General features: G+C 58.4%; 22 protein-coding genes and 1 pseudogene. 14 read left to right on the top strand and 9 right to left on the bottom strand.

Translation table 11 applies throughout. From position 1 onward, the window contains the following. The first annotated feature begins 60 nt into the window (after nucleotides 1-60). Entirely contained in the window at nucleotides 61-1632 is a 1572-nt protein-coding gene (locus MAFF_RS33040) for a recombinase family protein (RefSeq protein ID WP_244420681.1), read from the top strand. Between the two features lie 80 nt (nucleotides 1633-1712). Then, a complete protein-coding gene (locus tag MAFF_RS33035; protein ID WP_157866127.1) occupies nucleotides 1713-2477 on the top strand; it encodes a plasmid partitioning protein RepB C-terminal domain-containing protein in 765 nt (254 codons plus the stop codon). Nucleotides 2478-2494: 17 nt separating this feature from the next. Here the strand turns inward: MAFF_RS33035 and MAFF_RS33030 are convergent, their stop codons facing one another. Next, nucleotides 2495-2956, bottom strand: a complete 462-nt coding sequence (locus tag MAFF_RS33030) for a hypothetical protein (protein ID WP_010915373.1) — start codon at nucleotides 2954-2956, stop codon at nucleotides 2495-2497. Continuing rightward, nucleotides 2957-3166 (bottom strand): hypothetical protein, encoded by a 210-nt coding sequence (locus tag MAFF_RS33025; RefSeq protein WP_010915372.1) that lies wholly within the window; start codon nucleotides 3164-3166, stop codon nucleotides 2957-2959. A gap of 282 nt (nucleotides 3167-3448) precedes the next feature. On the opposite strand from MAFF_RS33025, the gene MAFF_RS33020 reads away from it, so the two are divergent. Together MAFF_RS33020 and MAFF_RS39565 are read left to right on the top strand one after the other, a co-directional pair. Next, complete coding sequence (locus tag MAFF_RS33020) at nucleotides 3449-3727, top strand: hypothetical protein (RefSeq protein ID WP_044550101.1); 279 nt, start codon at nucleotides 3449-3451, stop codon at nucleotides 3725-3727. 2095 nt (nucleotides 3728-5822) lie between these two features. Next, on the top strand, nucleotides 5823-6209 hold the full coding sequence (locus MAFF_RS39565) for a hypothetical protein (protein ID WP_157866126.1): 387 nt from the start codon (nucleotides 5823-5825) through the stop codon (nucleotides 6207-6209). A gap of 152 nt (nucleotides 6210-6361) precedes the next feature. On the opposite strand, the gene MAFF_RS33005 is transcribed toward MAFF_RS39565, so the two are convergent. Next, nucleotides 6362-6562: a DUF768 domain-containing protein gene (locus tag MAFF_RS33005; RefSeq protein WP_010915370.1), complete on the bottom strand. Its 201-nt coding sequence runs from the start codon at nucleotides 6560-6562 to the stop codon at nucleotides 6362-6364. Next, nucleotides 6559-7416 carry an ATP-dependent DNA ligase gene (locus MAFF_RS33000; protein ID WP_010915369.1) on the bottom strand — a complete coding sequence of 286 codons (858 nt, stop codon included), beginning with the start codon at nucleotides 7414-7416 and terminating at the stop codon, nucleotides 6559-6561. The genes MAFF_RS33005 and MAFF_RS33000 overlap by 4 nt, the downstream gene beginning before the upstream one ends. Nucleotides 7417-7500: 84 nt before the next feature. Here MAFF_RS33000 and MAFF_RS32995 point away from each other — a divergent pair, with 84 nt between their 5' ends. Continuing rightward, on the top strand, nucleotides 7501-7725 hold the full coding sequence (locus MAFF_RS32995; RefSeq protein ID WP_044550097.1) for a hypothetical protein: 225 nt from the start codon (nucleotides 7501-7503) through the stop codon (nucleotides 7723-7725). A gap of 76 nt (nucleotides 7726-7801) precedes the next feature. Here the strand turns inward: MAFF_RS32995 and MAFF_RS32990 are convergent, their stop codons facing one another. Continuing rightward, entirely contained in the window at nucleotides 7802-8311 is a 510-nt protein-coding gene (locus tag MAFF_RS32990; RefSeq protein WP_044550095.1) for a hypothetical protein, read from the bottom strand. 381 nt (nucleotides 8312-8692) lie between these two features. On the opposite strand from MAFF_RS32990, the gene MAFF_RS38565 reads away from it, so the two are divergent. The 4 genes from MAFF_RS38565 to MAFF_RS32970 all read left to right on the top strand — a co-directional run bounded on the left by MAFF_RS38565 (nucleotide 8693) and on the right by MAFF_RS32970 (nucleotide 11018). Continuing rightward, complete coding sequence (locus MAFF_RS38565; RefSeq protein WP_080511998.1) at nucleotides 8693-8986, top strand: helix-turn-helix domain-containing protein; 294 nt, start codon at nucleotides 8693-8695, stop codon at nucleotides 8984-8986. A 201-nt stretch (nucleotides 8987-9187) separates the two neighbouring features. Beyond that, complete coding sequence (locus MAFF_RS32980) at nucleotides 9188-9547, top strand: hypothetical protein (protein WP_244420680.1); 360 nt, start codon at nucleotides 9188-9190, stop codon at nucleotides 9545-9547. Nucleotides 9548-9770: 223 nt separating this feature from the next. Further along, a complete protein-coding gene (locus MAFF_RS32975) occupies nucleotides 9771-9962 on the top strand; it encodes a hypothetical protein (protein ID WP_157866125.1) in 192 nt (63 codons plus the stop codon). A gap of 291 nt (nucleotides 9963-10253) precedes the next feature. Continuing rightward, nucleotides 10254-11018 carry an IS5 family transposase gene (locus MAFF_RS32970; RefSeq protein WP_010915363.1) on the top strand — a complete coding sequence of 255 codons (765 nt, stop codon included), beginning with the start codon at nucleotides 10254-10256 and terminating at the stop codon, nucleotides 11016-11018. A 204-nt stretch (nucleotides 11019-11222) separates the two neighbouring features. Here MAFF_RS32970 and MAFF_RS41365 read toward each other — a convergent pair. Then, nucleotides 11223-11339, bottom strand: a pseudogene (locus MAFF_RS41365) (ATP-dependent DNA ligase); the annotation flags it as partial. Nucleotides 11340-11765: 426 nt separating this feature from the next. On the opposite strand from MAFF_RS41365, the gene MAFF_RS32965 reads away from it, so the two are divergent. The 5 genes from MAFF_RS32965 to MAFF_RS32945 all read left to right on the top strand — a co-directional run bounded on the left by MAFF_RS32965 (nucleotide 11766) and on the right by MAFF_RS32945 (nucleotide 15502). Further along, nucleotides 11766-12056, top strand: coding sequence for a DUF982 domain-containing protein (locus MAFF_RS32965; RefSeq protein WP_044550089.1), 291 nt, complete (start codon nucleotides 11766-11768; stop codon nucleotides 12054-12056). A gap of 480 nt (nucleotides 12057-12536) precedes the next feature. Beyond that, nucleotides 12537-12773 (top strand): hypothetical protein, encoded by a 237-nt coding sequence (locus MAFF_RS32960; RefSeq protein WP_044550086.1) that lies wholly within the window; start codon nucleotides 12537-12539, stop codon nucleotides 12771-12773. A 464-nt stretch (nucleotides 12774-13237) separates the two neighbouring features. Further along, entirely contained in the window at nucleotides 13238-13612 is a 375-nt protein-coding gene (locus MAFF_RS32955; RefSeq protein WP_063825849.1) for a DUF2147 domain-containing protein, read from the top strand. Between the two features lie 13 nt (nucleotides 13613-13625). Then, complete coding sequence (locus tag MAFF_RS32950) at nucleotides 13626-15059, top strand: cryptochrome/photolyase family protein (protein WP_010915359.1); 1434 nt, start codon at nucleotides 13626-13628, stop codon at nucleotides 15057-15059. Between the two features lie 32 nt (nucleotides 15060-15091). Beyond that, nucleotides 15092-15502 (top strand): DUF2177 family protein, encoded by a 411-nt coding sequence (locus MAFF_RS32945; protein WP_044550083.1) that lies wholly within the window; start codon nucleotides 15092-15094, stop codon nucleotides 15500-15502. On the opposite strand, the gene MAFF_RS32940 is transcribed toward MAFF_RS32945, so the two are convergent. The 3 genes from MAFF_RS32940 to MAFF_RS32930 all read right to left on the bottom strand — a co-directional run bounded on the left by MAFF_RS32940 (nucleotide 15484) and on the right by MAFF_RS32930 (nucleotide 17931). Then, nucleotides 15484-16014 carry a hypothetical protein gene (locus MAFF_RS32940; protein ID WP_244420679.1) on the bottom strand — a complete coding sequence of 177 codons (531 nt, stop codon included), beginning with the start codon at nucleotides 16012-16014 and terminating at the stop codon, nucleotides 15484-15486. The two genes, MAFF_RS32945 and MAFF_RS32940, sit on opposite strands and share 19 nt — an antisense overlap. Nucleotides 16015-16075: 61 nt before the next feature. Continuing rightward, nucleotides 16076-17104, bottom strand: a complete 1029-nt coding sequence (locus MAFF_RS32935; RefSeq protein ID WP_044550080.1) for an SAM-dependent methyltransferase — start codon at nucleotides 17102-17104, stop codon at nucleotides 16076-16078. A gap of 2 nt (nucleotides 17105-17106) precedes the next feature. Beyond that, nucleotides 17107-17931 (bottom strand): DUF1295 domain-containing protein, encoded by an 825-nt coding sequence (locus tag MAFF_RS32930; RefSeq protein ID WP_010915355.1) that lies wholly within the window; start codon nucleotides 17929-17931, stop codon nucleotides 17107-17109. Nucleotide 17932: the final 1 nt, after the last annotated feature.

Genomic DNA, 17932 nt, shown 5'->3' with positions numbered 1-17932 from the left:
GACCTGTTTTCCTAACCAAATCGCAGGCGGTACAGGCCCCTATTATCAGGTCTGAGTACCATGGCCCGCGCGATGGACAAAGCAACCACACCCCCCGAGTTTGAAAGGCGAAGGGCTCGCGCTGCTCAATACCTGCGCATGTCGACGGAGAGGCAGATCTACTCCATCGACAATCAAAGGGACGCGATCCGTAACTATGCAGAGGTCATGGGTTACGACATCGTTGCCACGTATGAAGATCCAGGCCGAAGCGGGCTCAGCATCTTGGGGCGCCCGGGCTTGAAGCGGCTGATCGAAGATATCGAAAGCCGGCGGGCCGATTTCGAAACTGTCGTGGTCTATGACGTCAGCCGATGGGGACGCTTTCAGAATACTGATGAAAGCGCCTCTTATGAATACCGATGCCAAAGAGCCGGAGTGCGGATCGAATTCTGCGCTGAGCTATTCGTCAACGATGGGAGCATTGGGTCCGATGTTCTGAAGGCCATCAAGCGCAGCATGGCTGCGGAGTACAGCCGAATGCTGTCGAATAGGGTCTTTGCCGGTCAAAGCCGAATAGTCAAACTGGGTTTCAGCGGAGGCGGCCCTGCAGGCTATGGGTTGAGGCGCCTTCTCGTCGACGGCTCTGGAAATCCCAAGGCAATCCTCCATCGTGATCAGCGAAAAGGCCTGGCCAGCGACCGCGTCGTTCTCGTCCCCGGGCCTGAAAATGAGGTGTCAACCGTCCGATGGATATTCAACCAGTTCGTGAAAAAAGGAAAAACGGCAGTCGAAATTGCGTCTGCTCTAAACGCGCGCGGCCTGGTCACCGAGTTTGGCCGGCCTTGGACCGGAGCGTGCGTAGGCACGATACTGGCCAGCGAGAAATATGTCGGCAACATTGTATGGAACCGAATATCCCACAGGCTTCTGCAAAACCGGCTGAGAAATCCGCCAAGCGCATTTGTTCGCGCCGACAACGTCATCGAACCGCTCGTAACCCGGGCGCTGTTCGATCGTGCGCAAGCTATCAGGCGGGCGCGCACTTACCTCAGACCCGATGAAGAGTTGCTGGCCGATCTGACCAAGCTTTTGAAAGAACGGGGAAGGCTGTCGAGCCCAATCATTGATGCCGCTCCAGGCTGTCATTCAGCCAGCATTTACGCGCATCGCTTTGGAAGCATGAACGCCGCCTACCAGTTGATCGGATACGACGGGTCGGCGAACTATCGGAAACTCGACATCAGAAGGCGGCTCATTCAGATTCGGCAGCAAACAATCGAGAACTTGATGTCGGACATCGAAGGGGTCGGTGGCTCAGCGCTGTACGATCCCCAAACAAAGATTATGCGTGTCAATGATGAATTCTCCGTGGCCATTTGGACTGCGCAATATCGGATGAACGTCACCGGTTTTCCACGCTGGCCGTTCTGGAAGCGGGGTCTCATCGGGCCAGAGGTAACGATTTTGATCAGGATGGAGTCCGATAATCAGACCGTTCGTGACTTCCTGATCGCACCCGCTCATGAAGCGCAGTCTGCCCTTCACATGCTCAAGGCCGACAATGGCGTGCGCCTTGATGCCTTCCTCTTCGCTTCGCTTGATCCTGTGGTTGAGATGGCGAGACGAGAACCAATGCCGGCAAATATATGAGAACTACGAAAGCCGGGCTTCGCGACTTCGTCACAAACAATCGGCATGCCATTCGGCTGACGGTAGATTCGCGGGCGCCGATGAACCCGCTGCGTGTCTCCGGTTTGTTGAAGACCTACAGGCGCCAAGTCGACAATATGCAGGAATTCATCAGGGAAGCCGACGCGGTGAAACACCAGATGGAAAGCGTCGTCGATGCCTTTCGTCATGTCCTGCGCATCGCTGCATTTCGAGGATTGCTTCAATCGAATGGCTTCGCAACGCCTCCTTCGATCTTGATGCAAAATTCGCCAGAGGCCCGGGTGAAAGCAGGTATCGGCGAAGACCGGCAGATTTCCTTGCCGCGCGTCGACGAGCCGCTTGTCGAAGGCATCTGCCTCGAAGCTCTCGATATGCTGAACGATTTCGGCGCCCCCTTGAAGATTTTCGGCTTGTTGCGAGAGGTCGTGCCGGGCCGGCAGGTTGAAATTGTCCGGCTGATGCTCGCGATGAACCGCGTGGAATTTCGAGTAGCGAGGCTCTTGATCGAGCTCACCCCACGATCACAACTCACCAATCCCTTGGCTCGCAGAAAAAGATACGAGGGTATTTCCCCGGCGCAAATGGCCGCCATGGAAGCCGACATTGCCGAGGTCAGCCATGACTATCTGAGCGCTGCCAGCACCCACGGCTCAGAAATGCTAAACCTGATCGCCGCTACGAGCTATTTCGACCGACTGCTGAACAACCCCAAGCTGGTTCGATATCTAGCGCGCAATTTCGCGAGGCAACTGGAGGTGTTTCAGAACTTGCTCGACTTCCGCGAGGCTCGATACAAGGAACACCCGCCGCAGGCCGGGTCGTGAGCGGTCGGTCATCACCCTTAGTTTCGCGGCATGCTGTGTATCTCCATCCGAACCGGTCCTCCCTTTTTGCAACTCGTGCAGAAAAGAGCGCGCTCCACCGAGCTGAACAGAGCTTCCTTGCCGTAGCGCCGGATCAGACCTTCGGGCTTCACCTCGGCATGGTGCGAGCAAGTCGTGCACCACGCACGCAACGTGTGCCAGCTGCGCAAGTCGCCCAGCGCGACATCTAGTCCGGCGTGAATACTGCCGTCGATGATCGTCTGCGGCGGAACCTTCACCTCGCCCGGGGTAACGATCTTCTCCATAACGTGGCGGCTGTTGTAGTGGATCAGCAGCATGCCTGGCCGGCGCCGGATGGCGGCGTGCCAGGCAGCTTGGCTCACCACCGCGTCCGGCGTTCGACAGATGGTTTCGAGATGCGTCTTTTCCTCCCGATCCCAAACCTCGATCCGGAAATTGTCTTCGGCAGTGTCCACCATCTAGGGGCGCGCCTTGTGCCAGCCGCGAGAAAAGCCATTCGAGACCGCCGCGCGTGACAAAGCGAGTTCCCGTTCAAGTTCGGCGTTCCTGGCTAGAGCGGTCAGCAAAGCGACCACAGCGTCGCCACCGGCTGCAGCAATGGCTTGCTGCGCCGCCAACTCCAATTCGGACATAGCTTCGCCGATCGGCGCATTTTGGCGCTTTCCCATGGCCCTTTTCCTGCTCAGATAGATCAGGAATAAGGAACATATTCCTGTCCGGTCAAGGGGCGCTTGACACTTTTGTTCTCATTTCGTTCACCGTCGGCAGGATAGCCACACCGAAGGATCAGGAAGCCTGTCGATCGAGGAAATGCCACGTGCGGCCGCCACACCCGATATCTGACATGGTCGGAGATCCACCGTCTCTACCGCCTGACGGCGCCGGCGAGATTTGGCGCAGTAGCGAAAGCCTGCCATCCTGTCGGAACAAAGCCGAGTCCAGAGGTGCGTATGTCAGGGCAGGTAATCGACCGTGTAGATCTTGCCGACGAGGCGGGGAGCATCATGCTCTATGACTATATGGCGGAAGACATGAAGGATGGCCGCAACCTCATGCGGGTTGATGCAGACGGCAACATCCTCTGGAAGGCCTTACCACCCGCGACGCAGGACTGCTTCACGGGCATGAACTGGGACGGCGAAACGCTCACCGCCAATACGTGGAGCTGTTATCGCGTGAGCGTCGATCTCCAGAACGGCGATGTCACCGTGCTGTTCTTCACGAAGTAGGCTGTTCCCGCACCGAGGCGCTTTATGGGTTCACGACCTAGGAAGGAGCCGGGCCACAAGCTTCCCGACGGTGAAGCAGGCATCATCGAAAATTGCGAGATGTAGGCTCGCCGAGAATAACCCCAACGAAATCTCAGCGAGCCAGCCGCCCCGGCATGAGGGACATAACAGGGCGACTAAATTGCTCTACGAATCCTACGTCGAAAAAGTTGCCTGAAATCGTCAGGCACGCCCTTGCGGGGGCGAACCTTGCCGAGCATGGCTCATCGCGTCGAGAACGACCTTGAAAGTTGGTGGCCGCGCGGCGCCCTTTACCCAACCCCTGCCCCCACGGGCGCCGGCCATTTTCAAGGGAACATCCCGTCGTCAGCGACGTCTTTAGGGATGGCTCTCGTTACCGGGTTCGCGTCAGCAGTAGTGCTTCTCTTTGTCGTGTTGCTGTTCACGCACGCAGCAAGAGACCTTCAAAGCTCGCCCACCTATCACAGGATATGTCGCCGAATACGCCGAGCCCCTTAGCGCTCCTTCGGGTTCGGCCTCATCTGCTCGATCCGCGCCTTGACGCCATCCTGAAGCATCGTGGCCGGCTCCTCAGTCATCTTTTCCCAGGGCCTCAAGACGGCGCATCTGCCTTAACGCTTGTTCAATTCATATATATTAGACTGCGCTAATGCGATTCTCCATTCTGCTTTTTTGCGTGGGGGCCTTCTTCTTTTGGGATTTCGCCGCCAACAATGGCGAAATCACCGCTAGGCTTGGCATGCGCGTTGCCAACCTGATGCAGAAGTCAGGGATTTGAAGGTTTGGAAATCTCGCCCCCTACCCAGGAGGCCGAACCGTACCTGTCTTAATCTGCTATTTTTGGCTCCAATAGAAACAGCCCGACGCGCGCCATGAAGGTCGGCGGACCTAAGCGCACGTCTGGCCATTGCGGGTGGGTATGGTCTCGGGGTTATGGGCCCGCAATGCCTAAGTTACAGGCATATTAGCGTCCGCTCAACTAAGACTGAAGTCCCCTGTCCTCACATGGCATGAGGGAAATGCCCTTGACGCAACCGCATACATCAGCAAGTTGTAATGTAGGTGGGCGGCCGAGATCTTCGCAAGGGATTTACAGCCGTTTGCCTGCCCGCCGTCGAACCCCGGCGGCGGGCTCAAGGGTTCATCAAAGCGTCACGACAGGTTCACGCATATTGCCCGAGTTCATTAGTCTTCCCACTAACAGCGCGCTGACCGCATATGTCGTTGCAGGCTTGTCGACCATCGCTGCCCGCTTAGCGTCGAAAGCCCGCACTCCTCTGGCGGAGAGAGCGCGGGCCGATCGGATACCGATCTTCGGCAGGAGATGGAGGGCACCACCCTGCCGCTCGCATCAACTATTAGAGACAGCTAATGTTCCCGCAGCGATAATGTAACATTGTCCGCGTCGGCCGCTGTTGGGCTTTTAAGGATTTGCGTAAAATCAAAGCCGACGGAGGCGACAGAACACATCGTTTTGCAATGTGGCAGACCATACTCAATGCCCCCTTCATTCATAGCCTGGAACTGGCCGTTCTGGACGAAGACGGTGTGCACGCGCTCGTGTTCCCTTGCAGACGCGCCGTTGACGGCTGGAGAGACGCGACAACCGGCCATTTTGTGGATGTGGGTCCTACTCACTGGCGATATTGGGGGGAAGAGGATGAGGAAGCCTAGCGCGATCCTTCCGCGTTCACACCATAGATGCTCAAATTCATTCTGCTATTGATCCCACGCGGTGCGGCCCTATGTCGAGCCCATTAACTTCCGTGCTTAAATATAAAATGGCAGGACTAAAGTCCTGCGCCTGGCAGACTAAGGTCGGGCGCGACTGTTTTGGTTCCTGTCTTGTCCATTGAACGTTCCATTACTTTAGTCAATAATAATATTGATCGATACGGCCTATAGCTCCTTCAACAGCCGCGCTTCGCGTACCAGGGACGCCCATCGCCTGCTGTGCTGGGCGGCCTGCCTACGTAGTGAACCGTGTCGGGTAACCTTCGGTGACGGTGTCCGAGCTGAAGGCTGACAATTAGATATAGCTAATATACTCTACCCCTTAAAAGCGAGGGGTAACATGAAACAGCCACGGGGATGGATCGCGCTGGCAGGGCTTCTCTTGGCCGGCGACGCAGATGCCCACGATTGGTATACCGGCAAAAAAGACCCGGTGTTGCAGTATGATTGCTGCGGCAACAAAGATTGCCATCCGATAGACTCTCGCGCCGTGAGGGAGACCAAAGACGGCTATTACGTCCGCCTGCCCCGCCCTGCCTATCTCAATGAGCCACAAGAGCCGGAGTGGTTTATCCCCAGGGGACGCGCCCAAGCCTCCCTTGATGACCACTACCATCTCTGTGAGCGTTTGATGACGTTCTATCGAGCGATCATTCCCCATACGAAGTTCCAAGCCTACTATAGATTCAGATGGACGTGTTTCTTCGTTCCTAAGGGCACGAGTTAAACTCGAGCTTACGCCAACCAACCGTAGGTGGCCGCTCCGATCCTATTTGGGCTCGGGCACGTTGTCGGCTATCCACTGATGCAGGAAGTTGATTCCGCGCTGCTCATGTGGCGATAGGTTCGCCCTGCCGCTTAGGCTCCGGCGAGCGGCGGTCAGCGCAGCGCATGCACGATGAATTCGTAGATAGTGCTAATTTCCTCGTCGATCTCGTGACCGGGAATGCCTTGGGCTTCAGCCGCGCGTTTCGCATCCACAGCCATTTCAATGATCAGCAGTACGTGGTCACTGATCGGATCGTCGGATAAGTGGTCCGATATCCAATGGTAGACAAAATCGCTGCCTCGCGTGCTCATTCCTCACGGAAATCCTGCAACGAAGCGTGGCGGAGGTCTTCCTCGCCCCGCAGATGCTTCACACGGCCGATCAGCCCTGGCTTGACCCATTGCGTCGCCGGCCGCTTCATCCCCTTCGGCGGCGCTCCTTCATGCTGCTGAACGCGTTTCCAAAGGCGTTCGCGCATCTCGCGATTCAAGGTGATGAAGGCGCTCCCGACATACCGCCCGGTGCCACGCTCGGCCATCAGGGCGAAGGCGGGCTTGCCAGCCTCGCGCTCCACGCCGAGCAGTTCATATTCGTCGACCGAGTAGCATTTCGCCTTCAACCAGTTCGTCGACGGACCGCTGCGGTATTTGCTATCCTTGCGCTTCGAAACCATACCCTCAAGCCCAGCCTGGTCGAGCAGATGGAAGATGGCCTTCGCTTCGCCCGGCAATGGCTCGCTGAACTGAATACGCCCGCCGGGCTCGATCATGCTGGCCAGGATCTCGCGGCGCTCCTCCAGCGCCATTTCGCGCAGGTCGTGGCCGTTGAGGTGCAGAAGGTCGAAGGCCACGAAATACAGGTCGTGTTGCCGCCTGGTGATCGCCTTTCGCAGCTCGCCGAAGTCGGACAGGCCGGCCCCGTTCAGAACGATGATTTCGCCGTCGATGATGGCATTCTCGGCACCTAGGCTAGCAGCCTCTTTCACCAGGTCGGAATATTTGGCTGTCCAGTCGTGACCGTTGCGCGTGTAGATGCGCGTTCCGTCTTCGTCGATGATCAGTTGCGAGCGGTAGCCGTCGAACTTGACTTCGTGAATCCAGCCGCCGCCTTCTGGAGGCTGCTCGACAAGGGTCGGCATCAAGGGCGGGACGAACTTCAAACGCATGCACAGGACTCACAAACCGCTATTCAATTAGCCTGCGCTAAAATAGTTCCGGAACATTTTAGACGAATTGCATGTTTGAACGTGATGAAGATCGAAGCCGACGAATGCCGGGCAGCCCTGACGCTTATCCGGCGCACGATCGAGGAACACTGCCCGCCCGGCGTGCTGCCGAGCGAGGAAGCGGTGAACGGCCTCTATGGGCCGGAGTTAATTCATGAGGCGGAAGCGCTGGCGGCTGCCATCGTCGCTACTATCGAAAAGATGCAGTTGCGCGTGATGATGAAACCGCCTGCCCCCAGCATCAAATAGCAGGCCAAGAAGCCCACCAGCGCGCGTTTCGGCTGGCCGCCGCTCTAAGCGTAAGCGCGGCTTGCTGCGGGCCGCATCAATCGGGCAAGTAGCCGCCGATGCATAACTTAAGGGGTGGGGATCCTTCCCGAGCTCTTATTGCGCAAGCCGTAGCGATCTTGGCCTTGACGTCGTTGATTTGCATCTGCAGTACGTTGAGCTTCTCAACAAGCTCGGGCATTCGAGCGACCGTTTCCTCAACGAACTTCATCGCGGGGGCGCAAGCCAGATACTCGCCTCGCAGATGATCTGCCGCATCACGTTCAGCGCTTGCTAGGATTCCTGGGCTAAAACTATCCTGATGGCGAGCGGTCTCCTTCAAGGTGACGCCGACAACATTGGCGTACGACTTTGCAGGGAAGCAATATCGGTCAATCGCTTCCGCGTAAGCCCATGCTCTGATGAACGGCATTTCCTCGATCTGGCCCGTGATGCCCCTGACAAGCCCTTCAAGCTCAGGTGTCCAGTTCTCGAGAATGACGGTAGCCTTGGCTGTTCCCGCGAAGCAGGTGACGATCAACAGGCAGAAAGCAATGGCCCGTTTCATTGCCCGGCTCCCCCAAAAGACCGAACTTAGACCGGCTAGCCGCGCCACGCCAGCGCGCCTTTCCGGCCGGCCGCTGTCCTACGCCGCCAACTCTTGCCGCGCGTCCTGGCGCCCGCCTGTGGCCAGCCGCATGCATTGCAAGGCCAGGCTGCGGCATAAGCCCTTCTGCGTCTCAATCCATGGCCCGAAATGGCCATGCGGCAACCGTGCCTTGACCTTGAGCAGCCAGCGGCCGACAGCGAGCTTCTGGTCAACGAATAGGTGGCCACGGGGAATTGCTCGAGTGTCGGCCGGCGCCGGTTCTGCCAGCGGCACGACATTGCTCGGCGACATAAGGGCGAGTCAGGGGAACATTTTAGCCGTGTTGAATGTTCCGTGCCTATGGACAGCCGACACCTCCTCTCAGCAGATCAAGCAAGGGCAGCGCGAGCCCTACTGAACTGGTCGCGAGTGCGCCTTGCCGCAAAAGCCAATCTTAGCGAGATGACGATCGCCGTTCTTGAGAATGGCATTAGGAAACCCCGTCCCCACAACATCACGGCCATTCGCAAAGCATTTGAGGACGCCGGAATTGTCTTCACCTCGGAAGGCTCTTCATCGCTAGCCCGCCCTGAAGGTGACAGCGGTCTTGTCACCGACAATAGAATGTGGCGCGGCCGGCAGAGAAAGGCGTAGTGGCAACTAGGCCGTGAACCCATAAAAACTTGATGATTGCGTTAGGTAGGAATTGTCATGCAATTCGACTATTCTTGTTGAATGCTCAAATTTGTAGAACAAGACCTCGGTGGAGGCTGGATAGACGAGCCAAATGCGCCAGAGCCTCAGGTCTTGGTTGCAGACTCCGCGGTTAACGTCCGTTTCCGCACCTGGAGGCTCATGCAAGAGAAGAAGCCGTCGAACATTCTCGGGTGGCGGCCCCCATTTTCGAAGGCCGCTCCAAAGCTCGAGGAGACATGGGGCACGCTAAGCTTCGTTGGTTGCAGCCGATGGCGCTGGGACGGCACCAACGACCATGAATGGTATAAAGCGGATGGCCACGGTCGTTACAGTGGCATCGCTCCCGACTGGGGTAAATTCTATGAGTTAACTGGCCCCGACCCGATCCGCGATGCCGTGCCTTGGGAGACAATCCGGGCCGACACCGCTAACTCTCGACATTTTCTCTATTATTTTCGCGACGAGACGCTTGAATTCATGGCTGAGAGGTGGTCGTTCTCCCTCAACCTTACACTCTAGTCAAGGCCGGGATGCGGGTGACAGTTGACTGCCTCTACTGTCATCACACGAAGACGCTGGACCTCCAAGCGCTCAGCGAGGAATACGGTCCCGAGACGCAAGCCATGGCCCCGCCTCGCGGCACGAATGCGCTGTTAGCTCACGCAAGGGCGCGTAGTAGGTTTTTAGCTAGGCAGCGTCGTCTCCCATGCTATGTGTGGCCGGCTCAGAAGGGGAAATGGTCATGGACGACAACCCAGGTTCAGATGGTAAAGTCCGCACCACCATTGTTGTCGCTATAGCTGTCTTCATTGCGTGGAACGCGCCCTATGCTTGGTACTGGCGCGCGGCGCTTGTCTTGGCAATCACGTTCTTATTTGGGATTGTGTATCCCGCCATTCTACTGGCGCTGGCGCGGCGCAAACAGCGCGGATGAATTTTCAATGGCCATAAGTCGATTCCCTGATGCCGTGCCTGTTAATAAGAGCGTATCCGCCCAGTCATCCTGATCTATATCCCATTCGCGCATATAGGCATGCGGGAACCCTTGATAGTCGGCGATCCCCTTCAAGGGTCGATCATAGAGGTGATGAACTGTGTGAACGGCGTCCCACTCGTCGGCTCTAACGGAATTCATCTACCGGCCTTATAGCTATGCCTTCCTCGGCAATGGGTCATTCTTTCAATTGACGCTTTCATATCGCGCCAGTTCTGATTCAGAATCACCATGAGCCGATATGACCTTAGCGACTTCGAATGGCACGTTATCAAGCCGCTTCTCCCCAACAAACCGCGTGGTGTGCCGCGTGTAGACGACCGACGTGTAATGAATGGCATCTTCTGGGTTCTGCGCTCCGGTGCGCCGTGGCGCGACCTGCCCGAGCGCTACGGCCCACGAACCACCTGCTACAACCGCTTCGTGCGATGGCGGAAGGCGAGTGTGTGGGACCGGCTGATGGATGCCATCACCGCCGTGCACGACGGTGACATCCAGATGATCGACAGTACCTCCGTTCGCGCCCACCAACAGGCCGCGACGGCAAAAAAGGGGGGCCAGATCACTGTCTCGGTCACGCGCGGCGGGCTCACGACGAAAATCCACGTCGTTGTCGATGCGCAAGGGCTTCCAATCCGGCTCGGCCTGACCGCCGGACAGGCGCATGACAGTCAGATCGCAGATCAACTGCTCAACCACCTCAGCCCGCGCACCATCGTGCTGGCCGACAAGGCCTACGATGCGGATCGCATCCGCTCCTTGATCGAGGGGCAAGGTGCAACACCCAACATCCCGCCTAAAAGCAATCGGCGCTGGAAGCCTTGCTTCAGCAAACGGCTCTACCGCGAGCGCAATCTGATTGAGCGCTTCTTCTCCAAGCTGAAGCACTTCCGCCGCATCGCCACCCGCTACGACAAGCTCGCCGCCAACTTCCTGGCTATGGTCCAGCTCGCCTCAATGCGCCTGTGGCTGCGTGCTTATGAGTCTACGGCCTAGAGCAGCCTGGCCGCCCACCAATGGCTAGCTTTAGACTGTCTCGTTCCGGGACGAAAAATGTTGGCACCCGTTTTGCATTGCAGAGATTGCCGGTGCTCCTCCCACCGGTCCTGATCGGGGATCAGGAAGTAAACTTTCGCCGGGCTTGAGGTATTGGGGTTCCTCGCCCGGCGAGTTTTCTGTCAATGCAGCACAGTCTGATCAGTCGATGATCAGCTGCGAGCGATAGCCGTCGAACTTGACTTCGTGAATCCAACCGTCTCCTTCCGGAAGCTTCTCCACCAAGGTCGGCATCAACGGCGCGACGAACTTCAAACGCATGCACGGAACTCACACAAGCCACCATTCAATAAGCTTAAGCTAAAATAGTTCCGAAACCGGCAATCGGCCCCGGTAAGCCGCGCTCGTGCGAAACGCATAGTGCCGTCTAAGTAGTAGCTCTGGGCACATATGAGAACGTCCGCTTGAACCCCCCTGTCTCAGTGACGCGGATCCATCGCTCTTCATTTCGCTTGAGTGTCACCGGTCCGCCCAAGTGGGCTTCGGCCGCTTTGAATGGCAAGATTGCGGTGATCAGCGCGGATGACTGGGCATCCGGCCTTGCATGACTTCAATCCGATATTCCCGCACCGCCCGCCCCAAGTTGCGTTCAGCCATATAAGCTTATGCTAAAATAATTCACCGCTTTAGGAAACCAAAATTCGCTTAATACGTTGTCGCGCTCTCAAGGATCAGGAGGGGCGTGCAATGGGCAACTTCTTACCGCTCTCCATCAAGCTGGTGGACGGCAAGATCATCACGGCTTCGTCGATCTGCGAAGCGGAGATAGCTCTCAAAGGTCAATGGCGAAACAAGGAAGCGGCATCTTACAAGGATGCGTGTCGGCTTATCGCTTCGGCAAAGGACGGCGCATGCAATCCAGCCATTGCGTTTGCGGCGTTTAAAGCCGCCGGGATCGACCAAGGCCTGGTGAAATCCATAGGCAAGAGTGCTGCGCTTCGCTTGCTGGATGACGTGAGCAAGGACTTCCAGACATGACGAAGCCATCAACCACCGATCCCTGGAAAGCGCCACGGCGGCGAGCCAGCACGAGAAGAAGACAATTTCTATTCCTGTCCCTACTGCGGACAGTTGGTCAATCAGCGCGATCTACGCCAGGTGCTCTACCATGAAGAACCTGGGCATAAACCGCTGGATCCCGAAGACGGCGCGACAATCATTATGTTCCCGGGCGTCCGAAGATAGCGACCCGGTGGGGGCTGGAAATCAACAGACCGGCCACAAGCCCCAAACCGACGGCAACCAACAACCAGAACCATGAAGGCGACGAGCAGTGGCGCGAACGCATTTGCGTTCCGCTGTGAGGCTAAAGTCCGGCGAGCCACCCGACTGAAGTCCCCGCCCCGCAACCGAAGCATGACAATTACGTTACGACCGCACCCCGAGCACCTCGCTCGTGGAGGGCGCTGGATCAGAGTTAGAGGTGACGTCTTGAGATTCTTAGGAGCGAGGCAGACGGTGACCGTGGTCGAGAGCCCGACAGTCCACGACGGCGCAAATCAAGCAGCCAATGATAACAATACACCTGCTCCCGATATCTCGTCCGCGCTCGACCTCATCCTTTCAGCGGAGGACGACAACATTGAGGACCGTGTCAGACGAACGGAGAGACTTGGCATCGTCGTCGTCGTTATCATGGCAATCGGTCTTGCCTTCGCGCCGGCTCTGTTTGTTGCATTGACCCTCGGAATATAGCGCAGATTAGAACCGAAGGATTACTCTTCCCCAGCCGCGCAGCAAGCGCCAGACAAAAGGCATCGCTGAAACGAAAAAGCCCGCCACTGACGAAGCAGTGAGGGGCAATATTCACACGGAGTAGTCTGAAGTGGGCCCGCCTCAATGGAGAAAGAAGTGGGCCCGGCCAAGGATGCGGGTCTTGGTCAGCAGCGGAGTGCTGCCATCACAGGAACAAGCCGGCAGATATGAGGTTCCGCTTATACGCAAAAAGAGCCCGCCGGTCCTTTTTTGGGGAAAGCGGGCCAAGGTCTGGAGTACACTGGGATCAACCAGCGGGATCGACGAACGGCGGCAGGGTTGGTTGTCGTCGTACGCCGCCTAAGCTGCCTTGATGACGCCGCGCGCCAATCGGGACCGGTGATCCAAACGTCCCGGAGCAGCGTAGAATCAACAGACCTAGCCAGTTAGTGGAGATTGGGACGATGCAAGGGACAATCGCATTCCTTTGTGCCGTGTCTCTCGGGTCGGCGGCACAAGCCGACGCATTGTCGGACAGCCGCGGCACCTGGATGCGCGACGACGGCAACGCCAAGGTATCGATCGCGCCTTGTGGACAGCAATTATGCGCGACCAATCTGTGGATCGGCGACACAAGCAAGGGTGAGCAGGTCGGCGACATGTTGATCATGACGCTGAGACCGGCGTCACAAGGCATGCTGGCCGGAAAGGCTTACGACCCCAAGCGAAACCGTACCTATTCAATGACGTTGACGGTGAAGAAGGGGGGCCTCACCACGCGGGGCTGCATAGGCGCAGGCTTGATTTGCAAGAGCGTGCGCTGGACCCCGGCAAAATGAACTGCGAGACGGAATGAGCCGACAAGCCCAAGCGCCCACAATTGTGCTGTTCCGGCGCGACCTGCGCATGGGTGACAACGCCGCGCTCGCGGCGGCAGCTGAGCGCGGCGTTCCCGTCGTGGCGCTCTATATCCTGGACGAGACAACCAAAGGTCTAAGGGCCATGGGAGCGGCCAGCCGCTGGTGGCTCCATCACTCGCTCGCGGCCCTTGGCGATCTGCTTCGGAAGGCTGGAGCGAATCTATTTCTGGCGCATGGACGCACCGAAGACGCCGTCGCCAAGGCGATTGACGCCAGCGGCGCGAATTGCGTCTTCTGGAACAGGCGTTACGACCCCTCGGAGGTGGCGGTCGATGCCAGGCTGAAAGCCGCCCTGCGCGAGAAGGGGCTCACGGCACTCAGCTTCGATGGCGCGCTCCTGCACGAACCTTCGCTCCTCAAGACCGGTTCCGGCGGCTTCTACAAAGTCTTTACGCCATTTTGGAAGGCGATGGCGGACAAGGTCGATGTTCGCGATCCGATCGATACCCCGGGACAGATTGATGGTTGGAGGGGTGAGCTTGGCGGCTTGCGCCTGGACGAGCTTGACTTGCTGCCTAGCAAACCCGACTGGGCGTATGGCTTGCGCGAGACTTGGACACCAGGCGAAAAAGGCGCTCAGGCCAGGCTTGGTCAATTCATTGAGCACGGCCTGGCCAATTATGAACGCCAACGTGACTATCCTGGCCAGCCGTCAACATCGCGACTTTCCCCGCATCTGACCTTCGGCGAGATCACGCCATTCCAGATATTCGCCGCGTTGCGCAGATCGAAAAGCTCGGGAACTTCGAAGTTTCGTGCGGAGATCGGCTGGCGGGAATTTTCATATCATCTGCTGTTTCATAATCCCGATCTTTCAGGGCGCAACTTCCGGCCGGAGTTTGACGCAATGTCGTGGCGGGACGACATACGGGCGCTTCGGACATGGCAGCGCGGCCTGACAGGGTATCCAATCGTGGATGCCGGGATGCGCGAATTGTGGCGAACGGGCTGGATGCACAACCGCGTGCGCATGATCGTGGCGTCCTTCCTCATCAAGGACCTCATGATCGACTGGCGCCACGGCGAAAAGTGGTTTTGGGACACTCTGGTCGACGCGGACGCCGCAAACAATCCGGCCAGCTGGCAGTGGGTGGCCGGATCCGGAGCTGATCCAGCGCCCTATTTTCGCATCTTCAACCCGGTGCTGCAGGGCGAAAAGTTCGACCCTCACGGCGACTACGTTCGTCAGCACGTCCCGGAAATCTCTGCATTGCCCGACCGCTATATTCATCGGCCATGGGAAGCTCCCGCTGCCGTGCTGAAGGACAAAGGCATCGTGCTCGGCAAGACCTACCCCAATCCGATCGTAGACCACGGTGCGGCACGAGAAAGGGCATTGATCGTCTATCAGTCCTTAAAGGATTGAGCCGGAGGATCAAACAACAACGGGCAGGTTCCATGATGCGCTATGCCGTCGCCTACACGACCACTCTGATCGCTTTCCTGGCCATTGACGCGCTATGGCTCACGACGATGTCGCAGCGCCTTTACCGCCGCTATGTCGGGGACATACTGGTTGACGTATTCAACCCTGTTCCTGCTGCGGCATTCTACCTGATCTATGTTGTGGGTCTCATAATCTTCGCAACGTCGCCGGCTTTTTCGAGCGGGAAATGGACAACGGCCGCGCTGAATGGCGCGCTCTATGGTTTTTTCACCTACGCGACCTACGATCTGACCAACCAAGCCACGATCCGCGGCTGGCCGACGGTCATCACTGTGGCGGATATCTGCTGGGGTTCGCTGCTCAGCGCGGTTGCGGCCACTGTGGGCTTCCTGGTGACCCGCTACTATCTGCGCGGCGCCTGATCGCCAGGCTGTTGCGGGGCCGGCACAGCACCCGACAACAGCCAGCCGATGAAGACGATCAGCGTCGCGGCGCTCAAGGCATTCAAGCCGGCCATAGCGCTGTTATCGGCGGCGGTGTAACCGGCCAGCGGTTCGCCGAAAAAGCGATGCGGGATGAAATAGGCCATCGCACTAAGCCCCACCACAAAGAGCCCGATCGCCCGCTCCGACGGCCTGAACAGCGCGGCGCCGATCAGTGCGCAGGGAACCAGGAAAATCTCCACGCCCGATCCAACGCCGAACGCCTTGGTGCTCACGATCCCGTTGGCGATGCCAGTCAGCGGCAGCAGGACGCGGGCGGCCAGCGCATGCCGTTTGGCAACAGCCGGAACAGCCAGAAAGATCGGCGTTGACAGGAACGTGAGAAACGAAGGAGCTATCTTGTCGGCGCCAACCGCCGCCCAAAGGTACAGCGGGTAGAACGGCTGGTTCCAGGCAACGACCAGTGCAATCCAGTTGGCCGCGCTGGTCAAGGGGTCGGGATGCGCCGCGTAACCGGCGACCCGGCGCCATAGCCGTGCAAGTCCTTCCATGTTACCAGGCCGGCCGCAGCAGATAGTGGCTGACGCCCCATTCCCTGCCCTGATCGTGACCGAACAGACCTTCGGTGGCCATATGGAACAGCCGCCAGCGCCGGCGCCAAAGCGCCGCATCCCGCCCGTAGACTTCGGCAAGGATCTCGCCGATGCGCTTGTAATTGTCATCGAAGCGCGAAAGCCATTGCTGCGCGGTGCGCGCATAGTGCATGCCGTTCCAACGCCAGTCGCGTTCGATGGCGAAACAGTCCGCAAAGTGACCGATCAGCCCGTGACTCGGCATGATGCCGCCGGTGAAGAAATGCCGTGCGATCCAGTCGGCGTCGTCGCGATGATCGAAACGGTAGGGACTGTGGCGGTGGCTGAAGACATGGACGAATAGCCTGCCTTCGGGCTCCAGCCAGCTTCGGATGCGGGCAAGCAGGTCGCGCCAGTTGGACATATGCTCGAACATCTCGACCGACACGATGCGGTCGAAGCGCTCTCGCGGCTCGAAGCCGTTCATGTCGGCTGTAATGACCTCGACATTGCGCAGCCCGCGCGCCGCCGCTTCCGCTTCGATATGCAGGCGCTGCGGCGTCGAATTCGACATCGCCACGATGCGGGCGGCCGGAAAACGCTTAGCCATGTACAGCGTCAGCGAACCCCAGCCGCAACCAAGCTCGAGAATGGATTGGCCGTCGCCAAGGCCGGCATGCTCGACAGTCTGCTCCAGCGCCGCGATCTCGGCTTCGGCCAAGCTCTCGTTGCCCTTGGGATAGAGACAGCAGGAATATTTCCGGTTGGGACCGAGCGTCAGCCCGAAGAATTCGGGCGGAAGCTCATAATGCTGCTCATTTGCGGCCTGCGCGTGCTCGGCGATCGAATAGTCCGCCATGGCACAGGCAAACTGCTTCTCATCGACTGACCCCGCCTTGGCTAGCGTCCGGCGCGTTTTTCCTACCAGGACGCCGATACCAAAGCGTGTCGCGGTATCGGGAATCGGCGTGCTCTCGATGGCACGGATTGCGGATGAGATCAGGCTCACTGTCATGTCCCTTCCCGGGTTGTTGCCGCGATCGGCACGCCCGGCCAGAACGCGTTTACGCGCTCCTGATAACGGCGGAACTGTACCCCACGCGAGCGCAGCATGTGTGCCTCCAATGGCGGGATGCCGGAGACATGGACCAGCAGCCAATACATCAATATGGGGCCCGCAAGTGCGGCGAAGCCCCATGGATAGGCCCAGGGGGAGCCTATCGCGATGGCCATGTATGCCAGCCAGCCCAGCCATTCGAAGAAGTAATTGGGATGCCTGGATAGGCGCCACAGGCCGACATCGCAGACCTTGCCCTTGTTGCGAGGATCGCCTCGAAAAGCATTCAGTTGCCTGTCCGCCAGCGCCTCGCCGCCAATCGCCACCACCCAGATCGCAACTCCGATCCAGTCGCCGGGCCCCAGCTCCGGAGCCGGCTTGTGGGCGGCAGCCATGATCGACATTGCAAGCAGGAAAGCCGCGGCCGCCTGTACCTGAAGGAACCAGAACAGCCGGCTTGAGGAACTTGCGCCCCATTGTTGCTTCAGCTGGCGATAGCGCGGATCGTCGCGGCTGTCGCCGATCGTCCTCCCAGCGATGTGAACGCCGAGCCGCAGCGACCAGACCAGCGCCAAAAGGGCGACCAGCCATCGCCTATGATCGTTGTCGCCTTCAACAAATGGGACGAGCGCCAAGAAGGCACCGATGATGCCGACGGCAAAAGACCAGATCGCATCGACCCACCCGGAGCTGCCAGTCCGTATCGCGACCAGCCACGCCACCGCCATGGTGGCACAAAGAGCGGCCGCCGCTAGAACGATAGCCGAGACGACGCTCATT

Source organism: Mesorhizobium japonicum MAFF 303099 (genome assembly GCF_000009625.1).
In the GTDB taxonomy this organism is placed as follows: Bacteria; Pseudomonadota; Alphaproteobacteria; order Rhizobiales; family Rhizobiaceae; genus Mesorhizobium; species Mesorhizobium japonicum.
This window is presented reverse-complemented; position numbering and strand designations above follow the sequence as displayed.

What these genes read in the sequence shown, in the direction of transcription:
- MAFF_RS32995 (WP_044550097.1), top strand. Translation starts at nt 7,501, where the DNA reads ATGAAGATCGAAGCCGACGAATGCCGGGCAGCCCTGACGCTTATCCGG.
- MAFF_RS33005 (WP_010915370.1), bottom strand. Translation starts at nt 6,562, where the DNA reads ATGAGCACGCGAGGCAGCGATTTTGTCTACCATTGGATATCGGACCAC.
- MAFF_RS33030 (WP_010915373.1), bottom strand. Translation starts at nt 2,956, where the DNA reads ATGGTGGACACTGCCGAAGACAATTTCCGGATCGAGGTTTGGGATCGG.
- MAFF_RS32975 (WP_157866125.1), top strand. Translation starts at nt 9,771, where the DNA reads ATGGACGACAACCCAGGTTCAGATGGTAAAGTCCGCACCACCATTGTT.
- MAFF_RS32980 (WP_244420680.1), top strand. Translation starts at nt 9,188, where the DNA reads ATGCAAGAGAAGAAGCCGTCGAACATTCTCGGGTGGCGGCCCCCATTT.
- MAFF_RS39565 (WP_157866126.1), top strand. Translation starts at nt 5,823, where the DNA reads ATGAAACAGCCACGGGGATGGATCGCGCTGGCAGGGCTTCTCTTGGCC.
- MAFF_RS33020 (WP_044550101.1), top strand. Translation starts at nt 3,449, where the DNA reads ATGTCAGGGCAGGTAATCGACCGTGTAGATCTTGCCGACGAGGCGGGG.
- MAFF_RS33025 (WP_010915372.1), bottom strand. Translation starts at nt 3,166, where the DNA reads ATGGGAAAGCGCCAAAATGCGCCGATCGGCGAAGCTATGTCCGAATTG.
- MAFF_RS32965 (WP_044550089.1), top strand. Translation starts at nt 11,766, where the DNA reads ATGGGCAACTTCTTACCGCTCTCCATCAAGCTGGTGGACGGCAAGATC.
- MAFF_RS38565 (WP_080511998.1), top strand. Translation starts at nt 8,693, where the DNA reads ATGGACAGCCGACACCTCCTCTCAGCAGATCAAGCAAGGGCAGCGCGA.
- MAFF_RS32930 (WP_010915355.1), bottom strand. Translation starts at nt 17,931, where the DNA reads ATGAGCGTCGTCTCGGCTATCGTTCTAGCGGCGGCCGCTCTTTGTGCC.
- MAFF_RS32945 (WP_044550083.1), top strand. Translation starts at nt 15,092, where the DNA reads ATGATGCGCTATGCCGTCGCCTACACGACCACTCTGATCGCTTTCCTG.
- MAFF_RS32950 (WP_010915359.1), top strand. Translation starts at nt 13,626, where the DNA reads ATGAGCCGACAAGCCCAAGCGCCCACAATTGTGCTGTTCCGGCGCGAC.
- MAFF_RS32955 (WP_063825849.1), top strand. Translation starts at nt 13,238, where the DNA reads ATGCAAGGGACAATCGCATTCCTTTGTGCCGTGTCTCTCGGGTCGGCG.
- MAFF_RS32990 (WP_044550095.1), bottom strand. Translation starts at nt 8,311, where the DNA reads ATGAAACGGGCCATTGCTTTCTGCCTGTTGATCGTCACCTGCTTCGCG.
- MAFF_RS33035 (WP_157866127.1), top strand. Translation starts at nt 1,713, where the DNA reads ATGAACCCGCTGCGTGTCTCCGGTTTGTTGAAGACCTACAGGCGCCAA.
- MAFF_RS33040 (WP_244420681.1), top strand. Translation starts at nt 61, where the DNA reads ATGGCCCGCGCGATGGACAAAGCAACCACACCCCCCGAGTTTGAAAGG.
- MAFF_RS33000 (WP_010915369.1), bottom strand. Translation starts at nt 7,416, where the DNA reads ATGCGTTTGAAGTTCGTCCCGCCCTTGATGCCGACCCTTGTCGAGCAG.
- MAFF_RS32970 (WP_010915363.1), top strand. Translation starts at nt 10,254, where the DNA reads ATGAGCCGATATGACCTTAGCGACTTCGAATGGCACGTTATCAAGCCG.